The organism is Streptomyces sp. NPDC058674 (assembly GCF_042716505.1).
GTDB lineage: Bacteria > Actinomycetota > Actinomycetes > Streptomycetales > Streptomycetaceae > Streptomyces.
Genome location: NZ_JBHXSC010000100.1, coordinates 1 through 19,200 on the forward strand (window position 1 = coordinate 1; position 19,200 = coordinate 19,200).

The window sequence follows — 19,200 nt, forward strand, 5'->3', positions numbered from 1 at the left end:
GTGGGGTAGCCGGGACACCCGGCCACCGGCCCCGCCCGCCCCGGCGCGCCCGGGGCGGGTCCGCGGGCCCCCGCCCCGCCCCGGGCCCCGGGGCACTCGGATAGGTGAACCGGGGCGGCCGCGGCCGGGGCGCCGGGAGCGGTTGCGGAGCGTGTTCGGCGACCGTAGAAGATCCCCATCAAGTTACCGCCCGGTACCGCTCCGGGCCCGGCTGTTTCGGGGGCAGATCGCGATGGACACCACGATGCGCGGCACGACGATCGGCGGCGAGGGCAGCCGGCGGCGGCCGTCCGGCGGCGCGGGCCGCACCCGGCCCGCCGGCCGCCGCGACGGGCGCCGTCCGGCGGGACCGCCCCGGGCGCTGCGGCTCGGCCCCCACCACTGGTTCGCCGAGCGCCTGCTGGCGGTGGTCAGCGGCCGGCGGCCGGTCCACTCGCTGCTCGGGCACACCGTCGGCCCGGCCTACCAGCAGCTGGTCGGCCTGGCCCCCGACACCCCCCTGCGCGACCGGCTGCGGCCGGTCGTCCGCCAGTGCGGGCGCTTCACCCCGGGGCCGGGAGTCATCGAGGCCTTCGCCCGCATCGCCACGGGCGAGCGCGTGACGGCGATGGCCTTCCGCCTCGAGCAGGGTCCGGACCTCCGCTGGCGCTGCGCGGCCGTGGAGATCCGGGGCCCCCGCCCGTGACCCCCGCCGCCCACCCCGCCGGCACGGGCCCCGCCGCGGCCGCGCGACGCGCCGGGGCCGGACACCACACGCGGTGTCCGGCCCCGGCCGACGGTCAACCCCAGCGGGGCTACTTCTTGCGGCGACGGCCGCCGGAGGCCTTCTGCGCCTTGCGCCGCTCCGCCCGCGTCAGCCCGTCGCCCTCGCCGGAGGCGCCCTCGTTCTCGAAGTCGCCCTCGATCACACCGCCTTCGCCGTCCACGGTCGGCGCCGAGAAGTGCAGCCGGTCCGGCCGCTGCGGAGCGTCCAGCCCCTTCGCCCGGATCTCCGGACGCGTGGCGGTGGCCACGGCCGAGTCCTTCGTCAGGGACGGCGCCGCACTCTGCACCGGCAGTTCCTCGACCTGCTGCTCGACCTGGACCTCCAGGTTGAACAGGTAGCCGACGGACTCCTCCTTGATGCCGTCCTGCATGGCGTTGTACATGTCGAAGCCCTCCCGCTGGTACTCGACCAGCGGGTCCTTCTGGGCCATCGCGCGCAGGCCGATGCCCTCCTGGAGGTAGTCCATCTCGTACAGGTGCTCGCGCCACTTGCGGTCCAGCACCGACAGCACCACGCGGCGCTCCAGCTCGCGCATGACCTCGGAGCCGAGCGTCTTCTCGCGGGCCTCGTACTGCTCGTGGATGTCGTCCTTGACGGACTCCGCGATGAACTCGGCGGTGATGCCCGCACGGTCGCCCGCGGCCTCCTCCAGCTCCTCCACCGTCACCTTGATCGGGTAGAGCTGCTTGAAGGCGCCCCACAGCCGGTCCAGGTCCCACTCCTCGGCGAAGCCCTCGACCGTCTCGGCCGCGATGTACGCGTCGATCGTGTCGTCCATCATGAAGCGCACCTGCTCCTGCAGGTCCTCGCCCTCCAGGACGCGGCGGCGCTCGCGGTAGATGACCTCGCGCTGGCTGTTGAGGACCTCGTCGTACTTCAGGACGTTCTTGCGCGTCTCGAAGTTCTGGGTCTCGACCTGCGACTGGGCCGACGCGATCGCGCGCGTCACCATCTTGTTCTCGATCGGCACGTCGTCGGGGACGTTGGCCATCGCCATGACCCGCTCGACCATCTGCGCCTTGAACAGGCGCATCAGGTCGTCGCCCAGCGACAGGTAGAAACGGGACTCGCCCGGGTCGCCCTGACGGCCGGAGCGGCCGCGCAGCTGGTTGTCGATGCGGCGCGACTCGTGCCGCTCGGTGCCCAGCACGTACAGCCCGCCGAGCTCCTTGACCTCCTCGAACTCGGCCTTCACGGCCGCCTCCGCACGGGTCAGCGCCTCGGGCAGGGCGTGCGCCCACTCCTCGATGTGCTCCTCCGGGTCGAGGCCGCGCTGGCGCAGCTCGGCCTCGGCGAGGTCGTCCGGGTTGCCGCCGAGCTTGATGTCGGTGCCGCGGCCGGCCATGTTCGTGGCGACCGTGACCGCGCCGCGGCGGCCGGCCTGGGCGACGATCGTCGCCTCCCGGTCGTGCTGCTTGGCGTTGAGCACCTCGTGCGGGATCCCGCGCTTGGAGAGCTGCTGGGAGAGGTACTCGGACTTCTCGACCGACGTCGTGCCGACGAGGATCGGCTGGCCCTTCTCGTGCTTCTCCGCGATGTCGTCGACGACGGCGGCGAACTTCGCGACCTCGGTCCGGTAGATCAGGTCCGGCTGGTCCTTGCGGACCATGTCGCGGTTGGTCGGGATCGGGACGACGCCGAGCTTGTAGATCTGGTGGAACTCGGCGGCCTCGGTCATGGCCGTACCGGTCATGCCCGACAGCTTCGAGTAGAGGCGGAAGAAGTTCTGCAGGGTGATGGTGGCGAGGGTCTGGTTCTCGTCCTTGATGTCCACCCCTTCCTTCGCCTCGATCGCCTGGTGCATGCCCTCGTTGTAGCGGCGGCCGGCGAGGATGCGGCCGGTGTGCTCGTCGACGATCATGACTTCGCCGTCGATGACGACGTAGTCCTTGTCCGCCTTGAAGAGCTCCTTGGCCTTGATCGCGTTGTTCAGGTAGCCGACGAGCGGGGTGTTCACCGACTCGTAGAGGTTCTCGATGCCGAGCCAGTCCTCGACCTTGGCGACGCCGGCCTCGTGGATGGCGACGGTGCGCTTCTTCTCGTCGACCTCGTAGTCGCCGGTCTCCTCGATGCCCTTCAGCGGCTGGCCGGCCTCGCCCTTCGTCAGGCGGGTCACCAGCTTCGCGAAGTCGCCGTACCACTTGGTGGCCTGGTCGGCGGGACCGGAGATGATCAGCGGGGTGCGGGCCTCGTCCACGAGGATCGAGTCGACCTCGTCGACCACGGCGAAGTTGTGGCCGCGCTGGACGAGCTCGTCCTGGGACCACGCCATGTTGTCGCGCAGGTAGTCGAAGCCGAACTCGTTGTTCGTGCCGTAGGTGATGTCGCAGTTGTACTGCTGACGGCGCTGCGCGGGCGACATGTTCGCCAGGATGCAGCCGACCTCGAGGCCGAGGAACTTGTGCACCCGGCCCATGAGCTCGGAGTCGCGCTCGGCCAGGTAGTCGTTCACCGTGATCAGGTGGACGCCCTTGCCGGACAGGGCGTTCAGGTACGCGGGCAGCGTGCCGACGAGGGTCTTGCCCTCACCGGTCTTCATCTCGGCCACGTAGCCGAGGTGCAGCGCGGCGCCGCCCATGATCTGGACGTCGTAGTGCCGCTGGCCGAGGACGCGCTTGGCCGCCTCACGCGTGGTCGCGAAGGCCTCCGGCAGCAGGTCGTCCAGGCTCTCGCCGTCCTGGAAGCGCTGCTTGTACTCGTCCGTGAGCGCCCGCAACTCGGCGTCGGAGAGGTTGACGAAGTCCTCTTCGATGGAGTTGACCTGGTCCGCGATGCGGTGCAGTTTGCGCAGGATCTTGCCTTCGCCTGCACGCATGAGCTTGTTGAAGACGGACACCGAGGTTTGTCTCCTTGCCGGTCGGGCCTGGGCACTGTTCGTACACGGGCACGGCAGGTGGGCCCCACCGCAACGGCCATCGTAAGCGAGGACGTGGTCGCGCCGGGAGGTCCGCCGTATCCGCAGGGCACGGCTGCCCGGAATGAGAACGTACGGGGGACGCCCAAGGTGCCGCCCTTGTGCGAAATCAGTTCGCCCGCGCAGCCGGAACACCCGCACAATCGCCCCCATGGACCCCATCACTCTGACCACGGCCAGGCTGGACCTGCGCCCCTTCGTCCCCGCCGACGAGGACGAGGTGTACGCGGCGGCGCAGGACCCGGACATCCAGCGCTGGACCATGGTCCCCTCCCCGTACGAGCGCGCGCACGCGCACGGCTTCGTGAACCAGGTCGTCCCGAACGGCTGGCGCGAGGACACGGGCTACAGCTTCGCCGTGCGCCTGGGGGCGGGCGGACCGCTCGTCGCGGCCGTGGGCGTGCACGTCCGCGAGCCGGACGGCCACGAGATCGGCTTCTGGACGGTCCGCGAGCACCGCGGGAAGGGCTACATGCCCGAGGCCGTGGACGCCGTGGCCCGCTGGACCTTCACCGCGCTCGGCTCCCCCCGCCTGGAGTGGCGCGCCGAGGCGGGCAACGCCGGCTCCCGCGCCGTCGCGCAGAAGGCCGGCTTCCGCTTCGAGGGCACCCTGCGGGCGGGCATCCGGCGCAACGGCACCGCGCGCGACTGCTGGATCGGCGCCCTCCTCCCGTCGGACCTCGGACTGCCCTCCGCCCTCCCCCACCTGCCGCCGCCCGCCCTCTAGCCCGGCGCCCGCGAACGCCCGTACGCACCCGTTGTCAGTGCCGCGGCCTACGCTGGCGGACCATGACGAGCCTGCCGCCGCCGACCGTGTCCCTCTCCGCCGACGAGGCCCGACGGATCGCCCTGCGCGCGCAGGGCTTCCTCGGCGCGCCCGACCGCCGCGGCGGCGTCCGCGGGGTGCTGCGCCACCTGGGGGCGGTCCAGCTGGACACCATCTCGGTGCTGGCCCGCTCGCACGAACTGGTCCCGTACGCCCGCCTCGGCGCGGTGGGCCGGGAGGCGGTGGAGTCGGCGTACTGGTCCGACGGCCACGCCTTCGAGTACTGGTCGCACGCGGCCTGCATCCTGCCCGTCGAGGAATGGCCGCATTTCGCCTTCCGGCGCCGCTCCCGCCGGGCGCGCGGCCACCGCTGGCACGTCCTGCGGGACAAGGAGCGGTCGACGCGGGCGGTCCTGGACCGGCTCGCCGCCGAGGGCCCGCTGACCTCCACCGAGCTGGGCGGCGCCAAGAACGGCGGCGAGTGGTTCGAGTGGTCCGAAACCAAGATCGCGGTGGAGTGGCTGCTCGACACCGGCGAGGTCGTGTGCGGGCGGCGGCGCGGCTGGAAGCGCGTCTACGACCTGCCCGAGCGGGCCGTCCCCGACGCCCTGCTCCACGACGACCTGGACGACCGGGAGTGCGTGCGCCGCCTGGTCGCCCTGGCCGGGCGGTCGCTGGGAGTCGGCACCCGCGCCGACATCGCGGACTACCACCGCCTCAGGGGCGACCAGGTCGACGCGGCGCTCGCGGACTCCGGGCTGGTGCCGGTGGAGGTGGCGGGCTGGGGGAAGCCCGCCTGGGCGGACCCGGCCGCGCTCGCGAGCGCCCCCCGGGGCCGCCACCGCACGACGCTGCTGTCCCCCTTCGACTCGCTGGTGTGGGACCGGCCGCGTACGGAGCGGATCTTCGGCTTCACCCACCGCCTGGAGGCGTACGTCCCCAAGCCCAAGCGGATCCACGGGTACTTCGCGATGCCGCTGCTGGCGGGCGGGCACCTGCGGGGCCGCGTCGACCCGGGCCGCGAGGGCCGCACCCTGGTCGCCCGCCAGCTCTCGCTGGAGACCCCGAAGGCGGCCGGCGCCATGGCCGAGGCCCTGTGGGAGGCCGCCCGGTGGGTGGGCTGCGAGGAGGTCCGCGTCGAGCGCGCCCGGACCCCGCAGGAGGCGGCGGCCGTCACCGCGGAGCTCGCCGCACGCGCGCAGGCCGCCGAAGGGGCCCGGGCCACGGGTCCCGGAGTCCGGGGCTAGCGGATCTCCAGGATCTTCTCGCGCATCGCGTAGACCACGGCTTCCATCCTGGAGTGCAGCTGCAGCTTCTCCAGGATGTTGCGGACGTGGTTCTTCACGGTGTTCTCGGAGATGAACAACTCCTTGGCGATGTCCCGGTTGTTCATGCCGGTGGCCACCAGCTTCAGGACTTCGAGCTCCCGGTCCGTCAGCCTCGGCGCCGGCAGCAGCCGCCGCTCGTCGGTGCGCTGGATCATCGACTTGAACTCGGTCAGCAGCTTGGACGCCATCGACGGGCTGATCTGCGACTGCCCGTCGGCGACCGCGCGGATCGCGGTGGCGACCTCGTCCGTGGAGATCTCCTTCAGGAGGTACCCGGTCGCCCCCGCCTTGATCGCGTCGTAGAGGTCCGCCTCCTCGTCGCTGATCGTCAGCATGATGATCTTCGCGGAGGGGGCCACCTCCTTGATGGACGTGCACGCCTCGATCCCGCCGCGCCGGGGCATCCGCACGTCCATCAGCACGATGTCCGGCAGCAGGTCGGCCGCCTTGTCCACGGCCTCCGCGCCGTCCCCGGCCTCGCCGACGACCTGGATGTCCTCCTCCTGCGCGAGGACGATCTCCAGCCCGCGCCGGAAGAGGGCGTGGTCGTCGACCACGAGTACCCGGATGGGTTCGCGGCAGTCCGCGCCGTCGTCACCCCGAACCGGCCCGAAGCTGTCCGCCATCGTTCCTCCCCCTGCATGTGCCGAGCTGCCGGGCCAACCGGACGGGCGGAGCCGCCGGTTGACTGCCCGCCATGATTCCATGCCCGCGCCAGGGCGCGCGGGGATGCACGGGGACCGACTGGCGCATATCCGTCACGCGAGAGCCCCCGCGAGCCGCCGGAAGCGGACCGCGGGGGCGACGGAGGAGGGGGTCAGCCGCCGAGCGCGCCGCCGGCGCCGGCCCCGGACTCGTCCGAGCTGGAGGCGCCGTCGGGGTTCAGGTGGATGATGCCGTAGTCGTACGCATGACGTCGGTAGACGACGCTGGGCATCTTGCTCTCGGAGTCGACGAACAGGTAGAAGTCGTGGCCGACCAGCTCCATTTCGTACAGAGCCTGGTCGAGTGACATGGGTGAGGCCGAGTGGGTCTTCTCGCGGACGATGAGCGGGCCTTCGCCCTGCACTTCCAGCGATCCGATGCGGGTGGTCGGCACCCCGTCGGCCTCCTCGTCGGAGACGACCTCGCCGTTCCCGTTGAGGGTCGCGGCGCCGGGCACCACGTCGGCGACCTCGGCCGCCGAGATCCGGCCGCTGCCGCGGCGGGTGTAACGCTTGTCGTGCTGCTTGCGCAGCCGGGCCTCCAGCTTGTCCTGAGCGAGGTCCAGCGCCGCGTACGGGTCCGCGGCCGCTGCCTCCGCCCGAATGACGGGTCCCCGTGAGTGCAGCGTGATCTCCACGCGGTCGGAACGGTCGGCCTGCCGCGGGTTGTGCTCCTTGGACACCTCGACGTCCAAGCTGATCACCTTGGCGTCGAGCTTCTGGATCCGCTCCGGATTCAGCTTCTCGGCCACGTGCTTGCGGAACCGGTCGGGCACCTCGGTCTTGCGGCCCTTGACGACGATGTCCACGCAGAACTCCGTTCCCGGATAGCTCCGCCTCATGGGGCGAAGCGTCTCCCTTTCGCACCAGACTCCGGTGAACACCGGAGCCTCGGACTTGGCGACTTTCACCTCCTCCTCCCCCATCGGCCAGGTCTACACCCCACCGACTTCGGAGTCGAGAGACAGTCTCCTGACACGAAGAAAATACGAAACGTGCGATCCGATGCGCGGGGCCCCGAGCTTCGCCAGTTCCTCACAACCGAACATATCTCTCTCTGCCGGTTGTCGGCACCCGCTACCGGAACGTACCTCCGTTCAGGTGACTGTTCCCTCTTACTACCTGCAACGATGCGCCTTCCCTCCCAGTTCCAAATCTATTCACGGGATTTTTGGTCTGTACGGGTTCCCGGCCAGGTCCGGGCCGAAGGACCCGGCGGGCGCGGCGACCACCGCCGCCCTCACCCCGGCCCCCTCGACCAGCCCCGCGGCGCGCACCGCCCGCGCCGCCTCCGCCAGCGTCGCCCCGGTGGTGATCAGGTCGTCCACGAGCACGATCCGGGCTCCCGCCGTCAGCCGCGCCCCGCCCCGGCGCACCTCCAGTGCCCCGGCGAGGTTCTCCCGGCGCTGCCGGGCCCCCAGGCCCGCCTGGTCCGCCACCGCCCGGCGCAGCCGCAGTACCGGAGCCACCCGCGCGGGGACACCGGCCCGCCGCAGCCGCCCCGCGGCGGCCAGGGCGATCCGCCGCGCCGGATCGTGCCCGCGCGCCCGGACCTGCCGCCGCGCCGACGGCACCGGAACCAGGACCAGCTCCCCCCGCCCGGCCCCCGCCCCCGTCCCCGCCTCCTGCCCCGACCGGACCGCCGCCGCCAAGGCGCCGCCGAGCGCGCCGGCCAGCGGCAGCGCCCCGCGCTCCTTGTGGGCCAGCAGAACCTCCCGTACGCCTCCCCCGTACACGGCGGCGGCATGGACCGGCGGCAGCCCCGCGGGCCGGGGGGAGGGCCGCACGGGCCCCGCCAGGGCCCCGCCCAACCCCTGCCTGCACTGCGCGCACAACAACACCCGCGCGGCCCCGCAGCCGGCGCAGTCCACCGGCAGGACCAGCCCGGCGACCTCCCGCCACCACCCCCGCACGCACCCCTGCACGCAGCCCCGCATGCACCCACGATGCCGGAGCGGGCAGCCCGCCACCACCCCTGTGGACGACCGGCGAAAGCACAGGTCAGCCCGGGTACACCGGGGCCCGGCCGCCCGCTGCCGCCGTGCGCCACTGCGCACCCGGCGGCAGCCACACGATGCCGTCCTCCTTCGAGTACGCCAGCACCGGCTTCGACTTCTCCTCGTCCTCCGACACCGAGACCGCGACCGCCACCAGCTCCGTCGCCCCCGGCAGGCTCGCCGCGACCATCGAGCCGTCCGCCAGCATGTAGCGGGCCTGGTCGACGCCGCCGCTCTCACGGCCCACCACCAGCAGCCGCCCCCGCGGCGCCCAGCTCATCGCCGTCACGTCCGCCATCTGCGGGGCCGCCGGGCGCAGCTCGCGCACCGACACCGCGGAGGCGTCACCCGTGCCCTCGGGGCGTTCGACCCGGCCGACGTAGAGGTTCTTGCGGCCGCCCGCCCGCTGCACGAGCAGCGCGATCCGCACCCCGTCGGGGGAGGCCTTCAGCGAGGTGATCCGCCCGCCGTCCAGCCCGGACACCTCCACCTTCTGAGGCGCCCCGACCCCGCCGGGCACCCGCCACAGCCCGGGGTTGCCCGGGTCCTGGTCCGCGACCCACAGGTCGCCGGCCGCGTCCCAGCTGGGCGCCGTCAGCACGTTCGGCTTGGCGCCCTTGCCGACGAGCAGCGGCGGCGGCATCGCCCCGGCCCCGGCCATCGGCACGACGTACAGCCCGTGCCCGTCCTCCGAGACCACGGCCGCCCGCCGCTCGTCGTAGGAGACCGCCGCATCGCCGACCTTGAAAGCGGGGTTGCCCGCCAGCGGCCCCGGCACCGGCTCCCGGGACTGCTGCTCCTCGCTGGTCACGTCGAGCTTCATCCGGACGAAGCGGCTCTCGGCGTCCACGTAGTACTGGTGGGCGGGGCTGGTGGGCCGGCTGGCGATCGCGGCCGCCGCCACCTCGCTCACCGCGCACAGCGGGGTCTTGCCGTCGGAGCGCAGCAGCTCCACGCGCTCCAGCCGGGAGGCCGTCAGGTCCTTGACGGTGTAGAAGAGCTGCGTGGCCATCTTCTGGCACTGCGGCTGCGCGACGTTGTCGGCCTTCGCGTTGAGCGGCACCCGCAGCGAGTTCTGGCCGTCGTACGAAAGGGACTTGGTGCCCTCGCGCAGCTCCGTGTTGGTGGGGAAGCTGGACTCCACGACCGGGCCGAGCCACTTGGACGGTCCGGCGAGCAGCGACTGCACGGTCTGCGTGGTCGGGTCCATCCGCGAGTCCGGGTCGCTGCGCTGGCGGACGTAGACCGGGTCGGCGACCAGGGTCCCGCCCGCGAAGTAGTACTTGTTGACGGGCATGTAGATGCGCTGGAAGTCGGATTCGCTGAGCACCAGGCTGCGCGGCGGGGTCGCGATCCGCCACTGGTTGTCCACCTGGACGAGCTGGAGGAACTCCTCGTACGGCCCGCCGCCGGTCTCCGGCTGGTACGCACTGCGCTCGTCCACCGTGGCCAGCTTCTTGCCGGTCACCTTCCAGCGGGCCGCGTCGGGCTCGCGCTCCCCCTGGACCGGGTTCCTGACGAGGCCCGCCGAGAGCACGGTGACCGCCGAGCCCGGCTTCCAGCTCTTCGCCGCGTCCTCGGTGAGGTACTTGCGGGCGGTCTCCAGCTGCGGGTCGTCGCCGGTCAGCGCCTCCAGGAAGCCGTCGACGATGTCGCGCGCGCTGGCCCGGTCAGCGGGCGGTACGCCGAACACCCGGACCTGGGAGTCGACGCCCTGCGAGCCCCGTACCGGCCGGATCTCGCCGTGGTCGGGCATGGAGGCGCAGCCGGCCAGCAGCAGCCCGACCGCGCCCAGGGCGTACGCCCGGACGGTGCGCCGCCGTCGGCCGCGCACCGGCGCGCTCCCCGCGCGCGGGCGCGCCGGATCGGGCTCAGCTTCCATCGGTTCGGTCCTCCTGTGCTGCCTGGTCGGTGGGGCGGGCCACGACCCGGGCCCCGTTCCCCGGCAGGGCCGTCGGATCGGCGGGCACGGGCAGCGCGCCGGCGACCGGCGAGCGCGGCGGTATCGGCGACCGGTCGGCCCCCTCCGCCTGCTGCCGCCGGTCCGCCTCGACGCCCGCCGCATCGGCGGCGGCCCTGGCACGGTTGGCCCGGGAGTCCTCCGGCTCCAGCGGGATCGGCGAGCCGCGCAGCGGCTCGTCGGCGGTGCGCGGCAGGGTCAGGCGGAACTGCGAGCCGCCGCCCGGCTCGCCCCAGGCCTGGAGCCATCCGCCGTGCAGCCGGGCGTCCTCGACGGCGATGGACAGGCCCAGGCCCGTACCGCCCGTCGTGCGCGCCCGCGCCGGGTCGGCCCGCCAGAAGCGGTTGAAGACGCGGGTGGCCTCGCCGGGCTTGAGCCCGACCCCGTAGTCCCGTACCGCGATGGCGACGGCGCCGCCCGCGGAGGCGAGCCGGACCACCACGTCGCGGCCCTCGCCGTGCTCCACGGCGTTGACGACGAGGTTGCGCAGGACCCGCTCCACCCGCCGGGGGTCCGCCTCGGCGATGACGGGCTGGGTGTCGCCCAGGACCCTGATCCGGCTGCCCTTGTGCTCGGCGAGCGGCTCGGCCCCGTCGATGACGCGGTGTACGACGTCCCGCAGGTCGATGGGCTCCGCGTCCAGCGCCGCGGCGCCCGCGTCGAACCGGCTGATCTCCAGCAGGTCGGCGAGGAGCGACTCGAAGCGGTCGAGCTGGCCGGCGAGCAGTTCGGCGGAGCGGGCCGTGACCGGGTCGAAGTCGACCCGCGCGTCGTGGATGACGTCGGCGGCCATCCGCACCGTCGTCAGCGGCGTCCGCAGCTCGTGCGAGACGTCCGAGACGAAGCGGCGCTGCATCCGGGACAGGTCCTCCAGCTGCTGGATCTTGTTCTGGAGGTTCTGGGCCATCTTGTTGAAGGCTTCGCCCAGACGGGCGATGTCGTCCTCGCCGGTGACCTTCATCCGCTCCTGCAGCCGCCCGGCCGAGAGCCGCTCGGCGATCCCGGCGGCCATCCGCACGGGGGTCACGATCTGGCGCACGACGAGCCAGGCGATCGCGCTCAGCAGCACGACGACGAACAGGCCCGCGGTGGCGATGGTGCTCTTGACCAGGTTGAGGGACTCCTCCTCCTGGCTGAGGGGGAAGAGGTAGTACAGGTCGTACGGGTCGCCCTTGACGTCGGTGAGCCGCTTCCCGACGACGAGCGCGGCCTCGGGCGCCTTGTCCCCGGCCCCGGCGGTGTAGCGGATCTCGGAGAAGGTCTTGAAGGTGCCGGTGTTGTGGTTGACGGCCCGGCGCAGCGCCAGCGGGACGCTCGCGGTCGGATCGACGTTGCCGGAGGCGCGGGCTCCGCGGACGCCCGGGGCGTCCTTCTGCGTCTGCTCCCCGGTGCCGGCGCCGAGCGCGACCACCTCGAAGGCGGTCTGTCCGCCACTGGCCAGCTGCTTGACCAGGGAGTTCATCCAGGTACTGGCGTCGCGCCCCACCTTGTTGTCGGCGGCGTCGGGCCCGTCCACGGTCGCGGGGGCGTTGGCCTTCTCCTGTGCGACCGCGAACCCGCCCGCGGCCTGGCTCTGCGCGGCCTCCTCCTTGGCGTCGAGCAGGCCCTCGCTGACCTGCGCGATCACGACGAAGCCGAGGGCGAGGACCACGGCCAGCGACATCAGCAGGGTGGCGGCGACCACCCGCAGCTGGATGTTGCGCCGCCACATCCGGACAGCCGGGAGCACCGGCCGGCGTACGAGGCGCACGCACAGCCGCAGCAGGGGGCCGGCCGGCGCTCCGTCCTGGAGCAGCCGGCCTCCCCGCAGGGCCCCCCAGCGGGAGCCGCTCCGGGTCTTGCCGGAGTTCACGTCAGCTCGGTCCGGCCTTGTAGCCGACACCGCGCACCGTCACGACGATCTCGGGGCGCTCCGGGTCCTTCTCGACCTTGGAGCGCAGCCGCTGCACGTGCACGTTGACCAGGCGGGTGTCCGCGGCGTGCCGGTAGCCCCAGACCTGCTCCAGCAGCACCTCGCGGGTGAACACCTGCCAGGGCTTGCGCGCGAGTGCGACCAGCAGGTCGAATTCGAGGGGGGTCAGGGCGATGGAGGCGCCGTCCCGCTTGACCGAGTGCCCGGCCACGTCGATGACCAGGTCACCGATGGCCAACTGCTCGGGCGCGGGCTCCTCCGACCGGCGCAGACGGGCCCTGATGCGGGCTACCAGCTCCTTCGGTTTGAACGGCTTGACGATGTAGTCGTCGGCCCCCGACTCCAGGCCCACGACCACGTCCACCGTGTCGCTCTTGGCGGTGAGCATGACGATCGGCACGCCCGACTCGGCCCGGATCAGCCTGCACACCTCTATGCCGTCCCGTCCGGGCAGCATGAGGTCGAGCAGCACCAGGTCCGGCTTCGCCTCCCGGAAGGCAGCAAGTGCCTTGTCACCGTCCGCTACGAACGACGGCTCAAAACCTTCTCCACGCAGCACAATGCCGAGCATCTCGGCCAGCGCGGTGTCGTCGTCGACGACAAGGACGCGTCCCTTCATGGTTGACATCATCCCATTAGCTAATCGTTACCAGGCGGTGAGCTGTCCCACAGCCAAAAGGGCTGGAAATCGCCCCTCGGACCTGCGTGGAGATCAGCTCGACCAGTCTGCCCCGGATCCGGGTGACAATTGAAGGTACGGGCTGCCGGAGATCCGGGGGGACGGCCGGCCCGTTCGTTGGCCCCACGTGGCACGATGGCAGCGACCAGCGCCCCCCGCCCCAGCAGGTGCACGTGAAGGAGCGACGATGAACGACTCTCCGGGCTGGGCTACGCCCGGACCCTCCCCGTCCGACGGTGAGCGGCAGGGGGCGCCCGAAGGCCGACCGGCCTCCGATGACTCGAAATGGTCCGCCCAGCAGCCGCCGCCCGGCCAGTGGTCCAGCCCCGCAGACGGCACCTCCGCCCCGCAGACGCCGCCCCAGGCGCCTGCGCCCGGCCCGGGCTGGGGATCGTACGGTCAGCAGTACGGCGCACCCCAGGCGGGCGCGTACGGCCATCCGGGTGGCCCCGGCCAGTGGGGCAGGCCCCCGGCCGCCAAGCCCGGCGTGATCCCGCTGCGCCCGCTGGGCCTCGGCGAGATCCTCGACGGCGCGGTCTCCACGATGCGCACCCACTGGCGCTCGGTGCTGCCGGTGACCCTCGTCGTCGCCACCGTCATCCAGATCGTCAGCCTGCTCGTGCAGAAGTTCCTGATGGCGGACCTGGTCGTCACCACCGATCCGGAGCGCGCTCCGGACCTCTCGCAGACGATCGACGACCTCGGCAGCAGCCTGTCGCTCACCGCCGTGACCACCGTCATCCAGATCCTCGGGACGATCGTGGCCACCGCCATGCTCACGATGATCTACAGCCGGGCCGTCCTGGGCCGCGGCTCCTCGGTCTCCGCCGCCTGGCGCGACGCCCGGCCGCAGCTGCCGCGCCTGATCGGGCTCACCCTGCTGCTGGCCCTCGGATTCGTCGCCGTCGCCGCCGTACTGCTGGGGGCGGCCCTGCTCGCCGAGGGCACCACCGCGGCCCTCCTCGTCCTGCTCCTGATCCCGTTCCTCTTCGCGCTCACGCTCTGGCTGGGCATCTCCTTCAGCCTGGCCTCGCCCGCGCTGATGCTGGAGAGGACCACCGTCCGCAAGGCCTTCGGACGCTCCTGGAAGCTCGTCAAGGGCTCCTGGTGGCGCATCCTCGGGATCACCCTCCTCACCGGACTCATCACCACCGTCATCGGCTGGATCATCATCGGGCCCCTGACGGCCATCGGGATCTTCGCCTTCGGCGGCGGCGTGGACGGCCTGATGGACGGCAGCGCCGGCACCGCCTGGGGCACGCTGATCCTGGCCGGCATCGGCGGGATCATCGCCCAGACCATCACCATGCCGATCTCGGCCGGCGTCACGGTCCTGCTCTACGTGGACCAGCGCATCCGGCGCGAGGGCCTCGACCTGGAGCTCGCCCGCGCGGCCGGAGTCCAGGACTACGGCGACGGCAACAACAACGGCACCGGCGCGACCGGAGGCTGATGCACCGATGATGAGCACGGGGGGTCTCATCACCACGGCCGCGGCCCTGCTGCCGACCGCGGACACACCGCCGGTGACGACACCGCGCGACGCCGCCCGGGAGGCGGCCGGGCGCGAGCTGTCCAAGCCGCTGTACCACCAGGACGACCCGAACCTGCTGGACCGGGCCCTCGCCAAGGTGCTCGCGTGGCTCGGCGACTGGCTCGCCTCGGCCTCCGGGGCGGCCCCGGGCGGCGCGATCGGCCTGGTCGTGATCCTCGTCCTGGTGGTCCTGGCCCTCGCCGCCCTGTGGTGGCGCCTCGGCACCCCCCGCCGGACCGCCACGGGAGCGGGCACCCTCTTCCACGACGGCATCCGCAGCGCGGCCGACCACCGCACGGCCGCCGAGGCCCACGCCGCGGCGGGCCGTTGGACCGAAGCCGTCCAGGAACGGATGCGCGCCGTCGTCCGCTCCCTGGAGGAGCGCACCCTCCTCGACCCCCGCCCCGGCCGCACCGCCGACGAGGCCGCGGCCGAGGCGGCGGCCTCCCTCCCCGACCACGCCGGGGAACTGCGCGCCGCGGCCCGCACCTTCGACGACGTGACCTACGGCGGCCGCACCGCCGACGCCGACGCGTACGCCCGGCTGCGCACCCTCGACCTCGCCCTGGACCGCGCCAGGCCGCTCCTGACGGGACCCAGCGCATGACCGGCCCCCTCCCGCGGGACCCCCACGAACCCCCCGCCGAAACCCCGAACGGGACCCCGGGCACGACCCCCGCCGAAACCCCCGGCGCGACCCCGGCCCCGCCCCACCCCGGGGGAACGCCCGACGCACCCCGCTCGACGCCCGCCCCCGAACCCCGCCGCCCCGCCGACGCCCCCGCCGCGACGGACACGCCGTCGGGCGGACCGGCGGACGCGCCCGGGCCGGCCGCCGCGGGCGGTGCTGGGGCCGTCCGCCCCTGGGCCACGGCCGGCCCGGCCCCGGCCCCGGCACCGGCACCGGCACCAGACGCGCACGGCGGCGGCACGCCCCCGGCCCGCCGCACCGCCGCCGTCCGCCACCGCGTACGCCGTGTCCTCATCGTGCTCGGCGTGCTCCTCACCGGCGGCGTGGTCCTCGCCGCCCTCAACTCCGGCACCCGCCACGGCCACCTCGACCCCCGCTCCGCCGACCGCGACGGCAGCCGCGCCATCGCCGAGCTCCTCGCCGAGCGCGGCGTGGCCACCCGCGTGGTCACCACCGCCCGCGAAGCCGCGGCGGCGGCCGGCCCCCGCACCACGCTCCTGGTCACCGACCCCGACGTGCTCGGCGCCACCCAGCGCAGCGCCATCCGCTCCGCCATGGACCTGTCCGGCGGCCGCACCGTCCTCCTCGGCCCCTCCGGCGCGAGCCTCCCGCTCCTCGCCCCCGGCGTCCGCGACGAGGACGGCGGCGGGGCCGACGTCCTCGCCCCGGACTGCGCCCTGCCGGCCGCCGTCTCCGCCGGCCGCGCCACCACCGGCACCGGCCTGCGCTACACCGCACCCTCCGGGGCCACCGGCTGCTACCCCAGCGGCGGCCACCCCACCCTCCTCGTCCTCCCCGCCGGCACCAAGGGCGCCACCGGCGGCGAAACCGTCCTCCTCGGCACCGACACACCCCTCCTCAACTCCGACCTCGCCGAGGAGGGCAACGCCTCCCTCGCCCTCCAACTCCTCGGCTCCCGGCCGGAGCTCGTCTGGTACATGCCGTCCCTCGCCGACTCCGACCCGGACACCGCCCCCGACGGCGAGGAGCAGAGCTTCTTCGAGCTCGTCCCGGCCGGCTGGTCTTGGGCCCTCCTCCAGCTCCTCATCGCGGGCGTCCTCGCCGCCCTCTGGCGTGCCCGCCGCCTCGGCCCCCTCGTCACCGAGCGGCTGCCCGTCGTGATCCGCGCCTCCGAGGCCGCCGAGGGCCGCGCCCGCCTCTACCGCAAGGCCGACGCACGCGACCGCGCCGCCACCGTGCTGCGCGCCGCCACCCGCGAGCGCCTCGCCGCCCTCGTCGGCATCCCGCACAGCCAGGCCCACGACCCCCTCCCGCTCGTCCCCGCCGTCTCCGCCCGCCTCGGCACCGGAGCCCGTGCGACCGACGCGGCCACCCCGCCCGGCGGGACCCCCGGGACCGCCGGAACAGCCGGGACCGCCGGGACCGCCGCCCGGGACGTGAACGCCCTCCTCTTCGGCACCGCCCCCACCGACGACGCGGCACTCGTCGCGCTCGCCGACCACCTCGACGCCCTCGAAAGAGAGGTCCGCACGTCATGACGTACCCGGCCACCGAGTCCGCGGCTGTGACCGCGGACAGCGCCCGCGCTTCCCTCGAAGCGCTCCGCACCGAGATCGGCAAGGCCGTGGTCGGTCAGGACTCCGCCGTCACCGGCCTCGTCGTCGCACTCCTGTGCCGCGGCCACGTCCTCCTCGAAGGCGTCCCCGGCGTCGCGAAGACCCTCCTCGTGCGCGCCCTCGCCGCCTCCCTCGAACTCGACACCAAGCGCGTCCAGTTCACCCCGGACCTGATGCCGAGCGATGTCACCGGCTCACTGGTCTACGACGCCCGCACCGCCGAGTTCTCCTTCCAGAACGGCCCCGTCTTCACCAACCTCCTCCTCGCGGACGAGATCAACCGGACGCCCCCCAAGACCCAGTCCTCGCTCCTGGAGGCGATGGAGGAGCGGCAGGTCACCGTCGACGGCACCCCGCGCGCCCTCCCGGAGCCCTTCCTCGTCGCCGCCACGATGAACCCGGTCGAGTACGAGGGCACCTACCCCCTCCCGGAAGCCCAACTGGACCGCTTCCTGCTCAAGCTCACGGTGCCCCTGCCGTCCCGCGAGGACGAGATCGGCGTACTGACCCGCCACGCCGCGGGCTTCAACCCCCGCGACCTCGCCGCCGCGGGCGTCCGCCGCGTCGCCGGCCCCCGGGAGCTGGACGCCGCCCGCGAGGCCGTGGCGCTCGTCACCGTCACCCCCGAGATCGCCGCGTACGTCGTCGACGTCTGCCGCGCCACCCGGGAGTCGCCGTCCCTGACCCTCGGCGTCTCCCCCCGCGGCGCGACCGCGCTGCTGGCCACCGCCCGCGCCTGGGCATGGCTCACCGGCCGCGACTACGTCACCCCCGACGACGTGAAGGCCCTCGCCCTCCCCACCCTGCGCCACCGCGTCCAGCTGCGCCCCGAAGCGGAGATGGAGGGGGTCACGGCGGACGCCGTCATCACGGCGATCCTCTCCCACGTCCCCGTCCCCCGCTGATGGCGCTCACCGGACGCGCCGCCCTGCTGGCGGCCCTCGGCAGCATCCCCGTCGGCATCCTCGAACCGAGCTGGGCGGGAATCCTCGCCGTGAACGGGCCGCTCGCCCTGGCCTGCGCCGTGGACTGCGCCCTGGCGGCGCCGGTCCGCGCCCTCGGCCTGACCCGCTCCGGCGACACCTCGGTCCGCCTCGGCGAGCCGGCCGAGGTCCACCTCGTCCTCACCAATCCCGGCCCGCGCAAGCTCCGGGCCCGCATCCGGGACGCCTGGCCGCCGAGCAGCTGGCTGCCGGGCTCGGAACAGGCCGCATCCCGGCACACCGTGGTGGTCCCGGCCGGCGAACGCCGCCGACTGACCACCCGCCTCCTGCCGACCCGGCGCGGCGACCGCCGTGCCGACCGCGTCACGATCCGCTCGTACGGCCCCCTGGGCCTGCTCTCCCGCCAGGGCTCCCACGTGGTCCCCTGGACGGTACGGGTCCTGCCCCCGTTCACCAGCCGCAAGCACCTCCCGTCCCGCCTCGCGCGCCTGCGCGAACTGGACGGGCGTACGAGCGTCCTGACGCGCGGCGAGGGCACCGAGTTCGACAGCCTGCGCGACTACGTCCCCGGGGACGACACCCGCTCCATCGACTGGCGGGCCACGGCCCGGCAGAACAAGGTCGCCGTCCGCACCTGGCGACCCGAGCGGGACCGCCACATCCTGATCGTCCTGGACACGGGCCGCACCTCGGCGGGCCGCGTCGGGGACGCCCCGCGCCTGGACTCCGCCATGGACGCGGCCCTGCTGCTGGCCGCGCTGGCCACCCGGGCGGGCGACCGCGTGGACCTCCTGGCCCACGACCGCCGCATCCGCGCCCAGGTCCAGGGCCGCGCCGCCGCGGACACCCTGCCCTCCTTCGTCAACGCGATGGCCCCCCTCGAACCTGAGCTGGTCGAGACGGACTCCCGCAGTCTGGTCTCCACGATCCTGCGCAGTGCCCCGCGCCGCTCCCTGGTGGTCCTGCTGACGAGCCTGGACGCGGCTCCGGTCGAGGAGGGCCTGCTGCCGGTCCTCCCCCGCCTCACCCAACGCCACACGGTCCTCCTGGCCTCCGTGGCCGACCCGCACGTCGCGGACATGACAAGAGCGCGGGGCGGCGTGGACGCGGTCTACGAAGCCGCGGCCGGCACCCAGTCCCAGGCCCAGCGCCGCCGCACGGCGGACCAGCTGACCCGCCACGGCGTCCACGTGGTCGACTCCGCCCCGGACACCCTGGCCCCGTCCCTCGCGGACGCCTACCTCGCCCTCAAGGCAGCCGGCCGCCTCTGACCCGACCCGCCCCGTGAGGAGCCCTGCCGGGTCCGTACGGGGCGGTCCTCCCGCTTTCCGGTCCGGAACGCAGAAAAGCCCCGCACCATAAGGTGCGGGGCTCTCCCACAATAATTGTTCGGCGGCGTCCTACTCTCCCACAGGGTCCCCCCTGCAG

The 19,200-nt window shown here is 73.5% G+C and carries 15 protein-coding genes; 8 read left to right on the plus strand and 7 right to left on the minus strand.

Annotation, left to right across the window (positions count from 1 at the left end; all coding sequences use genetic code 11):
• Window positions 1-244: 244 nt before the first annotated feature.
• A complete protein-coding gene (locus tag ACFWU6_RS31870; protein ID WP_383984744.1) occupies window positions 245-685 on the plus strand; it encodes an Rv3235 family protein in 441 nt (146 codons plus the stop codon).
• Between the two features lie 109 nt (window positions 686-794).
• Here ACFWU6_RS31870 and secA read toward each other — a convergent pair whose 3' ends face one another.
• Entirely contained in the window at window positions 795-3,602 is a 2,808-nt protein-coding gene (secA, locus tag ACFWU6_RS31875) for a preprotein translocase subunit SecA (RefSeq protein ID WP_383811543.1), read from the minus strand.
• Between the two features lie 229 nt (window positions 3,603-3,831).
• Between secA and ACFWU6_RS31880 the strand changes: the two genes are divergently transcribed.
• Window positions 3,832-4,407: a GNAT family N-acetyltransferase gene (locus ACFWU6_RS31880; RefSeq protein ID WP_383984736.1), complete on the plus strand. Its 576-nt coding sequence runs from the start codon at window positions 3,832-3,834 to the stop codon at window positions 4,405-4,407.
• A gap of 62 nt (window positions 4,408-4,469) precedes the next feature.
• Window positions 4,470-5,693 carry a winged helix-turn-helix domain-containing protein gene (locus ACFWU6_RS31885; protein WP_383811549.1) on the plus strand — a complete coding sequence of 408 codons (1,224 nt, stop codon included), beginning with the start codon at window positions 4,470-4,472 and terminating at the stop codon, window positions 5,691-5,693.
• Here ACFWU6_RS31885 and ACFWU6_RS31890 read toward each other — a convergent pair.
• The 6 genes from ACFWU6_RS31890 to mtrA form a co-directional block, all read right to left on the minus strand.
• Window positions 5,690-6,400, minus strand: coding sequence for a response regulator (locus ACFWU6_RS31890; protein ID WP_383811551.1), 711 nt, complete (start codon window positions 6,398-6,400; stop codon window positions 5,690-5,692). The genes ACFWU6_RS31885 and ACFWU6_RS31890 overlap by 4 nt on opposite strands.
• A 191-nt stretch (window positions 6,401-6,591) precedes the next feature.
• Window positions 6,592-7,287, minus strand: a complete 696-nt coding sequence (gene hpf, locus ACFWU6_RS31895) for a ribosome hibernation-promoting factor, HPF/YfiA family (protein ID WP_383811570.1) — start codon at window positions 7,285-7,287, stop codon at window positions 6,592-6,594.
• Between the two features lie 351 nt (window positions 7,288-7,638).
• Entirely contained in the window at window positions 7,639-8,391 is a 753-nt protein-coding gene (locus ACFWU6_RS31900) for a ComF family protein (protein WP_383811573.1), read from the minus strand.
• An 88-nt stretch (window positions 8,392-8,479) separates the two neighbouring features.
• Window positions 8,480-10,357 carry an LpqB family beta-propeller domain-containing protein gene (locus tag ACFWU6_RS31905; RefSeq protein ID WP_383811553.1) on the minus strand — a complete coding sequence of 626 codons (1,878 nt, stop codon included), beginning with the start codon at window positions 10,355-10,357 and terminating at the stop codon, window positions 8,480-8,482.
• On the minus strand, window positions 10,347-12,200 hold the full coding sequence (mtrB, locus tag ACFWU6_RS31910) for an MtrAB system histidine kinase MtrB (RefSeq protein WP_383811576.1): 1,854 nt from the start codon (window positions 12,198-12,200) through the stop codon (window positions 10,347-10,349). The genes ACFWU6_RS31905 and mtrB overlap by 11 nt, the downstream gene beginning before the upstream one ends.
• A gap of 88 nt (window positions 12,201-12,288) precedes the next feature.
• The gene (mtrA, locus tag ACFWU6_RS31915; protein ID WP_189747360.1) at window positions 12,289-12,978 is read right to left on the minus strand and encodes a two-component system response regulator MtrA; all 690 of its coding nucleotides are present in this window, start codon (window positions 12,976-12,978) and stop codon (window positions 12,289-12,291) included.
• A gap of 235 nt (window positions 12,979-13,213) precedes the next feature.
• Between mtrA and ACFWU6_RS31920 the strand changes: the two genes are divergently transcribed.
• Genes ACFWU6_RS31920 through ACFWU6_RS31940 form a run of 5 tightly spaced genes read left to right on the plus strand, consistent with a single transcriptional unit; the run spans window position 13,214 to window position 19,043 of the window.
• Complete coding sequence (locus tag ACFWU6_RS31920; RefSeq protein WP_383811556.1) at window positions 13,214-14,479, plus strand: glycerophosphoryl diester phosphodiesterase membrane domain-containing protein; 1,266 nt, start codon at window positions 13,214-13,216, stop codon at window positions 14,477-14,479.
• Window positions 14,480-14,489: 10 nt separating this feature from the next.
• On the plus strand, window positions 14,490-15,167 hold the full coding sequence (locus tag ACFWU6_RS31925) for a DUF4129 domain-containing protein (protein WP_383984747.1): 678 nt from the start codon (window positions 14,490-14,492) through the stop codon (window positions 15,165-15,167).
• Window positions 15,164-16,750: a DUF4350 domain-containing protein gene (locus ACFWU6_RS31930; protein ID WP_383984739.1), complete on the plus strand. Its 1,587-nt coding sequence runs from the start codon at window positions 15,164-15,166 to the stop codon at window positions 16,748-16,750. The genes ACFWU6_RS31925 and ACFWU6_RS31930 overlap by 4 nt, the downstream gene beginning before the upstream one ends.
• Window positions 16,747-17,733: an AAA family ATPase gene (locus tag ACFWU6_RS31935; RefSeq protein ID WP_383811564.1), complete on the plus strand. Its 987-nt coding sequence runs from the start codon at window positions 16,747-16,749 to the stop codon at window positions 17,731-17,733. Before ACFWU6_RS31930 ends, ACFWU6_RS31935 begins: the two co-directional genes overlap by 4 nt.
• On the plus strand, window positions 17,733-19,043 hold the full coding sequence (locus tag ACFWU6_RS31940; RefSeq protein ID WP_383984742.1) for a DUF58 domain-containing protein: 1,311 nt from the start codon (window positions 17,733-17,735) through the stop codon (window positions 19,041-19,043). The genes ACFWU6_RS31935 and ACFWU6_RS31940 overlap by 1 nt, the downstream gene beginning before the upstream one ends.
• The last annotated feature ends 157 nt before the right edge of the window (window positions 19,044-19,200 follow it).

What these genes read in the sequence shown, in the direction of transcription:
- ACFWU6_RS31885 (WP_383811549.1), top strand. Translation starts at nt 4,470, where the DNA reads ATGACGAGCCTGCCGCCGCCGACCGTGTCCCTCTCCGCCGACGAGGCC.
- ACFWU6_RS31880 (WP_383984736.1), top strand. Translation starts at nt 3,832, where the DNA reads ATGGACCCCATCACTCTGACCACGGCCAGGCTGGACCTGCGCCCCTTC.
- mtrA (WP_189747360.1), bottom strand. Translation starts at nt 12,978, where the DNA reads ATGATGTCAACCATGAAGGGACGCGTCCTTGTCGTCGACGACGACACC.
- ACFWU6_RS31870 (WP_383984744.1), top strand. Translation starts at nt 245, where the DNA reads ATGCGCGGCACGACGATCGGCGGCGAGGGCAGCCGGCGGCGGCCGTCC.
- ACFWU6_RS31925 (WP_383984747.1), top strand. Translation starts at nt 14,490, where the DNA reads ATGAGCACGGGGGGTCTCATCACCACGGCCGCGGCCCTGCTGCCGACC.
- ACFWU6_RS31935 (WP_383811564.1), top strand. Translation starts at nt 16,747, where the DNA reads ATGACGTACCCGGCCACCGAGTCCGCGGCTGTGACCGCGGACAGCGCC.
- ACFWU6_RS31920 (WP_383811556.1), top strand. Translation starts at nt 13,214, where the DNA reads ATGAACGACTCTCCGGGCTGGGCTACGCCCGGACCCTCCCCGTCCGAC.
- ACFWU6_RS31930 (WP_383984739.1), top strand. Translation starts at nt 15,164, where the DNA reads ATGACCGGCCCCCTCCCGCGGGACCCCCACGAACCCCCCGCCGAAACC.
- ACFWU6_RS31890 (WP_383811551.1), bottom strand. Translation starts at nt 6,400, where the DNA reads ATGGCGGACAGCTTCGGGCCGGTTCGGGGTGACGACGGCGCGGACTGC.
- ACFWU6_RS31940 (WP_383984742.1), top strand. Translation starts at nt 17,733, where the DNA reads ATGGCGCTCACCGGACGCGCCGCCCTGCTGGCGGCCCTCGGCAGCATC.
- ACFWU6_RS31905 (WP_383811553.1), bottom strand. Translation starts at nt 10,357, where the DNA reads ATGGAAGCTGAGCCCGATCCGGCGCGCCCGCGCGCGGGGAGCGCGCCG.